Raw genomic sequence first — 10,251 nt, 5'->3', positions numbered from 1 at the left:
CCCGAATTATTCATAAAAATGGGCGACACTCGTTTAACCAATTGATAAAATTGGTGTTCTGCAAAGAACGCTTCGGAGAAGCCAAACGAGGTCGCCCATGTCCCAGTTTACCCAAGAGCCGCTGCGCTTTCCTCCCGTCGATGGCCTGACCGTGCGCGCCGACTTCGACGGCGGGGCGATGTCTTCTGACTTTGGCCCCTTGATACTGCGTGGTGTCGATCTGCAGATCGGCCTGACAGAGCGCCTCGCCCAAGCCATCGGTGACCAGCGCCATCCGGCCTACATCACCCACCCCCTGCGTGACCTGATCACCCAGCGGATCTTTCAAATCGGTTGCGGGTATGAAGATGGCAACGACGCCAATGCATTGCGCACAGATCCGCTGTTCAAGCTCGGCGTGGCGCGCCGTCCCGTGGATCAGGCGACAGACTTGGCCAGTGGGCCGACGTTCTCGCGCCTGGAGAATACCGTCTCGACCAAGGACATCTATCGAATGGCGCAAGCCTTCATCGATCAGTTCATCGCCACCTATCCCGAGGCGCCGGCGGTGATCGTGCTCGACATGGACCATTCCGAAGATCCGACCCACGGCCAGCAGGAATTCAGCTTCTACAACCAGTATTATCAGAGCCACTGCTACCTGCCGCTGTTTCTCTTCGAGGGACTCTCGGGGAAATTCATCACCGCTGCCTTGCGTCCTGGCAAGCGCCCGACCGGCGCCGAAAACGCCATGATCCTCAAGCGGGTGTTGCAGCGGCTGCGCGCGGCCTGGCCCGACACCCACTTTATCCTGCGTGGGGATAGCCATTTCGCCAACCCGGAGCTGATGGCGCTTGCGCTGGCCGATGGACACACCGATTTTATCTTTGGACTGGCCGGCAATCGGGTGCTCTCGCCGCTGGCCACACCCTTTTTGGACACCAACCGTCAACGTCAGGCGGTGCGCTGTGAAAATGCCCGTCGTCTCGACCAACCCCTGCCAACCAGTACCCGCTCCTATCATGAGCTGGAGTACGCCGCCGGGACTTGGCCCCAGGCGTTTCGCGTCATCCTCAAAGCCGAAGTGATGGACTTCGACGACAACCCCCGCTTTGTGGTGACCTCGCTGGATCAGCCCTCGCCCGAGGGGCTCTATCGCGACCTCTACAGTGCCCGCGGTCAGGACGAAAACTTCATCAAGATGCTCAAGAACGATCTGGCCAGCGATCGCACCTCCGACCATCGTTTCCTCGCCAACCACCTGCGTCTGTTCTTCGCCTGCGGGGCCTACGTTCTGCACCACGCGCTGCGGACCAATCTCTTGGTCCACACCGAACTGGCCCAGGCGCAACCGGCCACGGTGATGTTGAAATTGTTCAAGATCGCCGTGCGCGTCTTGCAGTACAAGGATCGCGTCAAGCTGCAACTGCCGTCGAACTGCCCGGCAAAGGCGCTTCTGCACCGTGTCACCGAGATGCTGTTCCTGACCCGTCCGCCGCCAGCGCTGCTCACGATCTGACCCCTTCGCTTACCCCCCCCCGGCCTTGACCATCCCGCCCGTTCGGGCAGGAGCGCTCGTGTCTGTCTGACGGCAACGACACCCATCCAGGGCGCCCAGGCCGCCCTGTTCCGACCGTCAAGGGTTCAATCCGCCCGCTTCGCCCGCGTCGGCCCCCCTCCTGGCGACTGAATCGCCTTTGAACCCCACCAAGATCGTCGGTTTCTGGACCTGCCCACAGGTCTATGAAATATCCGGGTTAGGATCATCCACAGCGAAGCGGCCGTGGCAGCGCCCGCGAAGACGGCGCCCCAGGCCACGGCGCTGAGATCGGATTGGTCCTGATCCGCGCGCACATTGGCGATGAGCGGGGCGTCTAGGATTTCGTGAGCGGGAATCGGTTGTACATAAGACATGCTGTGATACCGGTGAGTGGTGGAAGGTGCACTATGCGTCGATGGCGTTGATTGTTCTGTACGCCAACTAACACAGGCACAGATGAAATTCGGTCTTTATCCAGTAAGGCGGACCCTTGGCGCGCATCCTCTTCGAGGAGTGGCGTCAGGCACGTCTGTCGATGCACGACTGGAGGCGAGGCGTCGAGACGCGGCCGACTCGGTCGATAGTTGGTTGGCGCCGTCCTCCGAGAGCAGGATGGCCACGGCGTCGAATATCACCGCGGGCGTACCCGCGAGCTGACCGTCGGCCGCCAGCCGTTTGCCCCGGTGCCGCGCGCATGCACGACGCGCTCGGGAATGCGCTCATGATCGAAGTGGGTGATCTTCTCGCGCAGGATGAAGTCTTCCAGCAACGTTGGGCCAAGCGGATTGGCCCGGAGTGAATTCTGGTTGTCTGAAACGGGCAGACCCTGGTTGGTCGTTAGTGGCGGGTGGCCGCCCTGCGCCGGCTGATGCAGCTCACCGCCAGCGCCCACCGGGTGCGCGCCCTGCTCCGCTGGCTCCGCCGAATCGCTCGTTGACATTGGCTTGCTCATGTTCGGACTCCTTGGAGGTCTCGAAGGGGTGGTCGAATGGCGCCGTCAGCGACGCGGCGCGGCGCATGCCGTGAATGGCACACGGCCTCATCCAAGCCGAGACAGCGCCTGGATGAGGCCGTGGCAAACCCGCGTTAGTGAAGCGGTGCGTCTGTAGTGGCTTCTGTCCCGTAATAGGCATGGATGTTCTTTGCCCACTCCGGGTCGGCCATGTCGGGCCACTGGTCCTTGTCAAATCCCGGGGCGTTTTCCAGGCGTTCCTTGTCCACATTCAGCACGAAGCACTTGTTCTCGGTATCGAGTGTCAAGGCGCTCCAGGGCACCGCGAAGAGTTTCTCTCCCATCCCGAGAAAACCACCGAAGGACAGGACCGCATAGGCGACCTTGCCGCTGCGCATGTCCAACATGATCTCTTTGACATCTCCGAGCTTTTCGTCGCTTTGGTTATGGACGTCATTGCCCACGAGGGTATCGGCCCCCATCAACTCGGGGCCAGGTCCGGCACCGGCTTCTGCATGGGATTCGCTCTTGTACATGCCATAGGTATCGCGTTCTGTGTAGTTCATCATTATCTCCAGAAAAAACATCATTGAATGAGCAACAGGCACATCGTTGAATTCATCAACATCGGCTGGCAACCGCCAGGAGATGTGCCTCTTTAGTCGCCGGAGCGCGACGTTGATCATGACCTTTTACGCTCGGCGCGACCGTTCCGCGATAAGCTCCTGTTTACGCGACGCGATTTGGGCGCCAAGCTCCAGCATGTCCAGCTTCGACTCTTTCGCCCTGGGAAACATCTGGCTCTGCTCTTCCTTGACATGATGTTTCACACACTCGGACAGCACCTTGATCTTCGCGTCGAAGTCCTCGCCGTCCGGCTCCATACCCTCCACTTGCGCGATCAATCCTTTGACCGTCGCGTGCTCGACGGTCGCCTCCGGCACCAACTCCTTATCCTTGAGGGCCGCCTTCACGGCTGGGTAGAAGATTTCCTCTTCGAGCTGCGCATGAATCGTGAGATCGGCGCAGATCTGGGCCACGAGGCTCTTTTTTTTGGCCCTGACGTTGGTTTTCTCGTACTCGTCAAACAGATCACTGACGACCTTGTGGTCATGACGCAAGAGGGTCGTTGCATCCTGAGCTTTGGGCGTACTCGGCGACTTCGCAGATTTCTTCTCATCGCCAGCAGCTGCCTGCTTTTTGCCCGCGTTCTTCTGGGCAGATCCTTCTTGCTCCATTGCCTTGTTGCCGACGACCTTGCCGGCCACCTCTTTTACCTTGCCTTTGACCTCTTCGAAGCGGCCTTCGACTTGTTCTTTCGGCATGAGTGCCTCCAGTGATGGTGGTGTGTCGTTACTTGAACACGGAACGATTAATTCCATGTCTTCGTCGTCACCCTACAACCAATAACCTACGCGTTCGGTGCGGTACCACGCATAGGCTCTACTTATTTTTGAAGCTGAATCATCTCAACGTGACGGCGATCGCCGCCGCAATCGGCCTGATTGTTAGCGCTGGCACCATCGCGCAGACGATGTCGAAAGCGGCTTACAAGGCCGCCGAAAGCCGCATCGGGGATGAGTGCAGAGAGGATGAGTACAGAGGATAAGCGGAGCGTGCCGAGGCTACTTCCGCCGCCTGCCCAACCACCGCTCGACCTTGGGCGCCAGCGAGAGAATCAGCAAGGCGAGCAGGGTGCAGAGGATGGCCGATGACTCGCGTCCCAGTCCGGCGGCGAGACCGATGGCGGCGGTCAGCCAGATGCCGGCGGCCGTGGTCAAACCACGCACATGCTCGTCATCGCCGCCCTTGATGATCGTTCCCGCCCCCAGAAAGCCGACCCCGGCGATCACACCTTGGATCACGCGGCTCATCTCCACCTCCGAGACCCCGGCCTGTTGCGGAATGAGCACGAATAAGGCCGCGCCGATGGCGACCAGCATGTGCGTGCGCACCCCCGCCGACTTGCCCTGCTGCTCCCGCTCGTAGCCAAGCAGCCCCCCGAGCAGCGCCGCGATCAGGAGACGCACGGTGATCCGGGTCGCCTCGGCGGCGTTCGGAAGATCGGAGAAATCGGCCACCAGGGTGTCGATCACCGCCTGCCACCAGTCGCCCATGAGCCCTCCTCATTCGCTGCGTAAGGGTGTGACTCAACTCTGCCGGTTGTCACGCATCTGCCAGATTAACGGTGACCTGCGGAACGTTCTGTACGGTATCGCACAGAGAAAAAAGAGTCGGCTTATGTGCGATGCCGCACCGAGCGCGCTCGATCGCGAAGCGTAATGTATGCCTTGAGCGATGGGAAACAGCGTTCCACGCTCAGGTCATTTTCAATTCACTGATCAGGAGAGTTTCAATGAACAAAGATCAAGTCAAAGGCCGCTACGAAGAAGCAAAAGGCAAGGTAAAGGAAGTCGCCGGCAAGGCGGTCGGCAATGAATCGCTGGAGATCAAAGGCAAGGTCCAAAAGAACGCCGGCAAGGTTCAGGCGGAGATTGGCGATATTGCAGAAGATCTCAAGGACGCAGGCTGATCCATCGATTCGCGGATCCGCGCTGAGGAGTCTTGGGCAGGCTGGCTCGCCGCATGGCGGTCCCTTGTTCCAAGACCGCCGATGGAGAACGCCTGAGTCATCTTGATGCGTTGAAGCAATGCACCATTGCCTCGGGCGTGGGTTGGCGATTCCAAGCGTTCCGACCATGTCCTCTTGGAATAGCCCTCGATCAAACGTTTTAATGACTTCAACGGGAGTGCCGTCATGACCATTTCACTGGGCACTGTTTTGCTGGTCGTTCTCATCCTGCTGCTATTGGGTGCAATTCCTACCTGGCCACATAGTCGGGGCTGGGGCTATGCGCCGAGCGGCGTGATCGGGACGATCCTAATCATCGTGTTAGTCCTTTTCTTACTTGGCCGATTGTAAGCGCGATGACGCATTTGGCGGTCACTCGCCAACTCTGTTCACGATTCAACACGAGGTTCACCCATGACAATGAATACAGATCGTCTGCCATTGAGTGCGTCGAAGAGTCTGTTCCTGATCGCCTTCCTGTCGGCCACGCTCGGGGTCGTCGGCTGTCAGCAAGAAGGGGCGGCTGAAGAAGCCGGGAAAAAGCTGGATCAAGCGGCTGAAAAAGCTGGCGACAAGATGGGCGAGGCGAAGGCGTCGCTGAGCGAGAGCGCCGCCAAAACCGGGAATTATATGGACGACGCGGGGATCACGGCCAAGATCAAGGCGGAAATCCTGCGCGACCCGGCGCTGAAAGTCTTTCAGATTCATGTCGCCACCACGAAGGGTGTCGTGACGCTGAGCGGCACCCTGGATTCTCAGCTGACGATCGATCGCGCGGTGGACTTGGCCCGCGGCACCCAGAATGTGACCTCGGTCGAAAATAACCTGGTTCTCAAATAAGCGGGTTAGACCGCCAGGCGGTCTATCAACAATCTCCGCAGGAACGCGGAGAGCGTCTCAACCGGGCAGGGATGCCATCGGCTCAGAGATCAACTGAACCACCATTCAAGACACCATCAAGGAAGTTGCATCATGCATCACGACCGCATTCTGACCGGACTCACGGGCATCGTTGCCTCGGCCGGCCTGCTCCTCGGCGCATCGCTCATTGGAACCGACACGGCCTATGCTCGATCCGACGAAGGCTGGCGTCCGGATCCCACTCAGCGCGTCGAGACATACGTCGGGCGGATGGCCAGGGATCTCGATCTGACCGAGGCACAGCAAACGGAGATTCACACGATCATGGCGGCCGAACAAGTCCAGCGCGATCTGCAACGTGTCGAGACTCGCAAACAGATCAGTGCCGTGCTGACTGACATCCAGCGGGCCAAACGCGAGGATATGATGCAGACGCGCATGGAACGCGATCTGGACCGGATGACCGACCGACTCGATCTCACTAACGACCAGGTCACCCAGATCAAGGCCCTGTTCGACGCCCAGCAGGCGGATCCAGAAATGACCCGGACCCAACTGCGCGAGAGCATCGCGGCGGTCCTGACCGATGAGCAGCGCGCGAACATCCAGGACCGGAAGCATTCTGGCGGCGACCGCTAACCGTTGCGGCCGACGCGGTTTCGTCGCTTTCCGGGCGCTCCCGTGTTGGCCACGGTTTTGATTCATCAGGATCCAGGTAGAGGTGGCGATGACATAAAGGTGAAAATCGATGAGGTCGGCGGTCAACATCGGCTCACGGCCGTTTCCAAAGGTCCGTTTTTTTACGCCCGTCTCCCGCCCGGTCGTTACAATCTGACTCTCGACCGCGCCGGTCAGGTGCAGACCCGTCGCGTGACCCTTTCGGTACGCGGGGCAGTGAACCAATCCCTTATTGGACGCGTTAGGACACCATATGATCATCCAGTCTCGCACCAAAGTCGTTCCGCGCCTCGCCATGCCACGGACAAGCATGCGCTTGGACAGGGACTGGTCGAAGCAACTGTTGATCCTGCTGGGCGTGTGCGAAGAATATCAGAGCAGCACGGTCGGCATGACTCATCTGCGCGCGGCGATCCGCCGTGAGCCGCGTCTGGAGACCGTCCTGCAATCGCCATTGACCGAGATGCGGCTGGCCAATCGATCGCTCCGGCAAGAGGTTCTCGGCTTGCTGGATGATTTTGCCGGACTCATCGGTGGGGACAGCGCGTCTGACATCGAGGGTGCCGGATAAAGGCAGCAACGATTATCCATGAGCAAAAAATGGAGTCTGACGCTCACAATCTTGGTGCTGATGTCCCTCGGCGGCTGGTTCTGGTGGCGCGAGGCGCCGGTCGCCGTCACCGTTGTCGCGCCGACGCGCGGCCCCGCCGTCGAGGCGATCTACGCCACCGGCACCGTGGAGCCCACGGTCATGCTGCCGATCGCCTCGCGGGCGGCGGGCAACCTGATCGAGCGGTTGGTCGACGAGGGCGACCAGGTCAGCAAGGGACAGACGCTGGCCCGGCTCGATGATGCCGACTTAGCCAATACCGTGCAGGAGTTTGACGCGCGAGCGCGCCTGGCACGTCTGAATCTCCAGCGCATGCAGGAACTGGCGCAACGCAAGGTGGTGGCCACCGTCGATCTCGACCAGGCGCGCGCCGAACTGGAGGCGGCCGAGGCGGTGCTGAGACGCGCCCAGGCGCAACGCGGCTTCCTGACGCTCAGTGCGCCCGCCGATGGCCTCATCCTCCGGCGCGATGGCGAGGTCGGTCAGTTCATCCCGGCCGGGCAGGCGGTGTTTTATCTTTCCTGCTGCGCGCCGCTGCGAGTCACCGCCGACGTTGACGAGGAGGACATCCCTCGGGTGCGAGTCGGGCAGACGGTGGTCCTGCATGCGGACGCCCTGCCGGACCAGGTGTTTGAAGGCGAGGTCAGCCAGATCACCCCCAAAGGCGATCCGGTCGCACGCACCTTCCGGGTGCGCATCCGGCTCCCCGACCCGGATGGCTTGCAGATCGGCATGACGGTCGACGCCAACCTGATCGTGACCGAGCGGCAAGACGCTCTGCTGGTGCCATCGACGGCACTCCAGAAAGGCGCGCTCTGGCTGGTCGCTGACGGCAAGCTGCGCCGCCAGCCGGTACGCACCGGCGTGGCCGGCGCGCTACGCACCGAGATCCTCGACGGGTTGCCGATGGACGCGCAGATCGTCGCGATGCCCTCCGAAGACTTGCGCGACGGCGCTACCGTTCGCATTCGTCCACCCGACACTGCATCACAACCCTGATGCGCATCCAGCTCCAGGTCGCGCTTACCCATCTCACCGGACGGCGGCGCCAGACGCTGGTCTCGCTCACCGGCGTGGTGCTCGGGGTCGCCTTCTTCCTGGCGGTCTCGTCCCTGATGCGCGGCTCCGAGCAGGATTTCATCAAGCGTCTGGTCGACAACAGTCCGCACATCACCGTCTCGGACGAGGTGCGCCGGCCCCGCACCCAGCCAGCCGAGCGGCGCTGGGCGGACGGGGCGGTCAAGATCCGCAACCTCAAACCGCAGACTGAGACGCGCGGCATCCGCGGCTACCGCGAGAAGCTCGCGCTGATCGAGGCGATTCCGGGGCTGCGGGTCGCGCCAGTGCTGGTCGGCTCGGCGGTGCTCACCTTCGCCGGACGCGAGGAGGGCGTCACGCTCTCGGGCATCGTGCCGGAGACCATGAAGACCGTCTCCACCATCCAGGACAAGATGATCGAAGGCTCGCTCGACGCGCTCGACGTCAACCCCAACGGGATCGTGATCGGCACCGGATTGGCCGAGAAATTCAACCTCGGGCTCGGCCGCAACCTGACCGTGGTCGCGGCGAGCGGCGCCAGCCGCGCCATGAAGGTGGTCGGCCTCTTTCGCACCGGCAATGCCGCAGTCGACGAGACCCAGACCTTCACCCTGCTCAAGCGCGCGCAGGTGCTGTTCGAGCGGCCCAACCGGGTCAATCGGTTCCTGATCCAGCTCGATGACGCCTATGCCGCGCGCACAGTCGCCCAGCGCATCGAGGACGCCATCGGCGACAAATCGGTCTCCTGGGTGGAAGCCTCGGAGGATATTCTCAGCGTGCTGGTGGTGCGCAACATCATCATGTACAGCGTGGTGTCGGCGATTCTGCTCGTGGCCTCCTTCGGCATCTACAACACCCTCTCGACCATCGTGCTGGAGAAGACCCGCGATATCGCCATCCTCAAATCCATGGGCTTTCACGCCCGCGACGTGCGGCTCATCTTTCTGTTCGAGGGGGTCATCATCGGCATCATCGGCAGCCTCTTCGGCCTGGCCATGGGGGCCGGACTCATGCAGGCCCTGTCGCAGGTCCAGATCAAGCCGCCGGGCGTCTCCGAGCAGGTCTTTCTGCCGATCTGGTGGGGCGCGCAGCAGTTCGCGCTGGCGACGGCCTTCGCCATGACCTCCTGCATCCTCGCCGCCTGGCTCCCGGCGCGCCGCGCCGGGCGGGTGCATCCGGTGGAGATCCTGCGGGGCGCGGCGTGAGCGCGGTCCTGCGCGCGGAGAATCTGGTCCGCATCCTGCCCGGTGAGGTGCCGGTAACGCTGGTGAAGGATGTCAGTCTCGCCATCGAGCGCGGCGAGTTCATCTGCATCATGGGACCGTCCGGGTCCGGCAAGTCCTCGCTGCTCTATCTGCTCGGCCTGCTCGATGTCCCGACCTCGGGACAAGTATGGCTCGACGGCGAGGAGACCTCGGTCTATGGCGAGGACGATCTGGCGAACCGCCGCCTGGAGAAGCTCGGGTTCGTCTTCCAGTTCCATTTCCTGCTCGCCGAGTTTTCGGTAATCGACAACGTCACCCTGCCGATGCGCCGACTCGGCCGGCTCGATGAGTCCGCCGCCCGCGCGCGCGGTCTGGAGCTATTGGACCGGCTGGGCGTGGTCGAGCAGAGCGCCAAGCATCCGCACCAGCTCTCCGGCGGCCAGCGTCAGCGGGTGTCCATCGCCCGTGCCCTGGCCAATGATCCGCTGATCCTCCTCGCCGACGAACCGACCGGCAATCTGGATTCGGTCGCGGGCGCCACGGTGCGCCAGATTCTCAAGGATCTGGCGCATGACATGGGCAAGACGGTGGTGGCGGTGACCCACGACGCCGCCTTCGCCGCCGCCGCGGATCGGCGCATTGGGATCGTCGATGGCAAGATCGACGCCGACTGGCGGGCGGCATAATTTGGTATAATCAGTTGTCAGTTGTCAGTAAGCAACTGTTTTCAAAGGCATCGTAGTCACTCGAAAACTGAAGATTCAAGGCATTTCAGTATTTGACGGATCCCGTCAGGCTGGACGGTTGGAACTCCAC

14 protein-coding genes are annotated in these 10,251 nt (G+C 61.6%); 10 read left to right on the top strand and 4 right to left on the bottom strand.

Features of this window, described 5'->3' with window-relative positions; all coding sequences use genetic code 11:
- Positions 1-97: 97 nt before the first annotated feature.
- Positions 98-1,498: an IS1380 family transposase gene (locus CCR95_RS20010; RefSeq protein ID WP_201097768.1), complete on the top strand. Its 1,401-nt coding sequence runs from the start codon at positions 98-100 to the stop codon at positions 1,496-1,498.
- Positions 1,499-2,150: 652 nt separating this feature from the next.
- Here the strand turns inward: CCR95_RS20010 and CCR95_RS20005 are convergent.
- From CCR95_RS20005 to CCR95_RS19995, 3 genes are all read right to left on the bottom strand, one after another.
- A complete protein-coding gene (locus tag CCR95_RS20005) occupies positions 2,151-2,471 on the bottom strand; it encodes a catalase (RefSeq protein ID WP_276570292.1) in 321 nt (106 codons plus the stop codon).
- A gap of 134 nt (positions 2,472-2,605) precedes the next feature.
- Entirely contained in the window at positions 2,606-3,157 is a 552-nt protein-coding gene (locus tag CCR95_RS20000; protein WP_338115455.1) for a PRC-barrel domain-containing protein, read from the bottom strand.
- Positions 3,158-3,163: 6 nt separating this feature from the next.
- Positions 3,164-3,796 carry a hemerythrin domain-containing protein gene (locus CCR95_RS19995; RefSeq protein WP_201097766.1) on the bottom strand — a complete coding sequence of 211 codons (633 nt, stop codon included), beginning with the start codon at positions 3,794-3,796 and terminating at the stop codon, positions 3,164-3,166.
- A gap of 128 nt (positions 3,797-3,924) precedes the next feature.
- Here CCR95_RS19995 and CCR95_RS19990 point away from each other — a divergent pair, with 128 nt between their 5' ends.
- Complete coding sequence (locus CCR95_RS19990) at positions 3,925-4,080, top strand: hypothetical protein (protein ID WP_201097764.1); 156 nt, start codon at positions 3,925-3,927, stop codon at positions 4,078-4,080.
- A 16-nt stretch (positions 4,081-4,096) separates the two neighbouring features.
- On the opposite strand, the gene CCR95_RS19985 is transcribed toward CCR95_RS19990, so the two are convergent.
- A complete protein-coding gene (locus CCR95_RS19985; RefSeq protein ID WP_201097763.1) occupies positions 4,097-4,588 on the bottom strand; it encodes an MgtC/SapB family protein in 492 nt (163 codons plus the stop codon).
- Between the two features lie 239 nt (positions 4,589-4,827).
- Here CCR95_RS19985 and CCR95_RS19980 point away from each other — a divergent pair, with 239 nt between their 5' ends.
- The 8 genes from CCR95_RS19980 (at position 4,828) to CCR95_RS19945 (ending at position 10,121) form a co-directional block, all read left to right on the top strand.
- Entirely contained in the window at positions 4,828-5,004 is a 177-nt protein-coding gene (locus CCR95_RS19980; RefSeq protein ID WP_201097761.1) for a CsbD family protein, read from the top strand.
- A gap of 231 nt (positions 5,005-5,235) precedes the next feature.
- Positions 5,236-5,394: a DUF3309 domain-containing protein gene (locus tag CCR95_RS19975; protein WP_201097779.1), complete on the top strand. Its 159-nt coding sequence runs from the start codon at positions 5,236-5,238 to the stop codon at positions 5,392-5,394.
- A gap of 63 nt (positions 5,395-5,457) precedes the next feature.
- On the top strand, positions 5,458-5,883 hold the full coding sequence (locus CCR95_RS19970) for a BON domain-containing protein (protein WP_242523370.1): 426 nt from the start codon (positions 5,458-5,460) through the stop codon (positions 5,881-5,883).
- Between the two features lie 132 nt (positions 5,884-6,015).
- On the top strand, positions 6,016-6,543 hold the full coding sequence (locus CCR95_RS19965; protein ID WP_201097759.1) for a Spy/CpxP family protein refolding chaperone: 528 nt from the start codon (positions 6,016-6,018) through the stop codon (positions 6,541-6,543).
- A gap of 292 nt (positions 6,544-6,835) precedes the next feature.
- Positions 6,836-7,153, top strand: coding sequence for a hypothetical protein (locus tag CCR95_RS19960; RefSeq protein WP_201097757.1), 318 nt, complete (start codon positions 6,836-6,838; stop codon positions 7,151-7,153).
- Positions 7,154-7,171: 18 nt separating this feature from the next.
- On the top strand, positions 7,172-8,191 hold the full coding sequence (locus CCR95_RS19955; protein WP_201097755.1) for an efflux RND transporter periplasmic adaptor subunit: 1,020 nt from the start codon (positions 7,172-7,174) through the stop codon (positions 8,189-8,191).
- Positions 8,191-9,435: an ABC transporter permease gene (locus CCR95_RS19950; RefSeq protein WP_201097753.1), complete on the top strand. Its 1,245-nt coding sequence runs from the start codon at positions 8,191-8,193 to the stop codon at positions 9,433-9,435. The genes CCR95_RS19955 and CCR95_RS19950 overlap by 1 nt, the downstream gene beginning before the upstream one ends.
- Complete coding sequence (locus CCR95_RS19945) at positions 9,432-10,121, top strand: ATP-binding cassette domain-containing protein (protein ID WP_201097751.1); 690 nt, start codon at positions 9,432-9,434, stop codon at positions 10,119-10,121. The genes CCR95_RS19950 and CCR95_RS19945 overlap by 4 nt, the downstream gene beginning before the upstream one ends.
- Positions 10,122-10,251: the final 130 nt, after the last annotated feature.

It is taken from the genome of Thiocystis minor (assembly GCF_016653465.1).
Taxonomy (GTDB): Bacteria; Pseudomonadota; Gammaproteobacteria; order Chromatiales; family Chromatiaceae; genus Chromatium; species Chromatium minus.
This window is presented reverse-complemented; position numbering and strand designations above follow the sequence as displayed.

Excerpts from the sequence above, each read along its gene's own strand:
- CCR95_RS19965 (WP_201097759.1), top strand. The coding sequence starts at position 6,016 with ATGCATCACGACCGCATTCTGACCGGACTCACGGGCATCGTTGCCTCG.
- CCR95_RS19955 (WP_201097755.1), top strand. The coding sequence starts at position 7,172 with ATGAGCAAAAAATGGAGTCTGACGCTCACAATCTTGGTGCTGATGTCC.
- CCR95_RS19970 (WP_242523370.1), top strand. The coding sequence starts at position 5,458 with ATGACAATGAATACAGATCGTCTGCCATTGAGTGCGTCGAAGAGTCTG.
- CCR95_RS20005 (WP_276570292.1), bottom strand. The coding sequence starts at position 2,471 with ATGAGCAAGCCAATGTCAACGAGCGATTCGGCGGAGCCAGCGGAGCAG.
- CCR95_RS19980 (WP_201097761.1), top strand. The coding sequence starts at position 4,828 with ATGAACAAAGATCAAGTCAAAGGCCGCTACGAAGAAGCAAAAGGCAAG.
- CCR95_RS19995 (WP_201097766.1), bottom strand. The coding sequence starts at position 3,796 with ATGCCGAAAGAACAAGTCGAAGGCCGCTTCGAAGAGGTCAAAGGCAAG.
- CCR95_RS20000 (WP_338115455.1), bottom strand. The coding sequence starts at position 3,157 with ATGATCAACGTCGCGCTCCGGCGACTAAAGAGGCACATCTCCTGGCGG.
- CCR95_RS19950 (WP_201097753.1), top strand. The coding sequence starts at position 8,191 with ATGCGCATCCAGCTCCAGGTCGCGCTTACCCATCTCACCGGACGGCGG.
- CCR95_RS19985 (WP_201097763.1), bottom strand. The coding sequence starts at position 4,588 with ATGGGCGACTGGTGGCAGGCGGTGATCGACACCCTGGTGGCCGATTTC.
- CCR95_RS19960 (WP_201097757.1), top strand. The coding sequence starts at position 6,836 with ATGATCATCCAGTCTCGCACCAAAGTCGTTCCGCGCCTCGCCATGCCA.
- CCR95_RS20010 (WP_201097768.1), top strand. The coding sequence starts at position 98 with ATGTCCCAGTTTACCCAAGAGCCGCTGCGCTTTCCTCCCGTCGATGGC.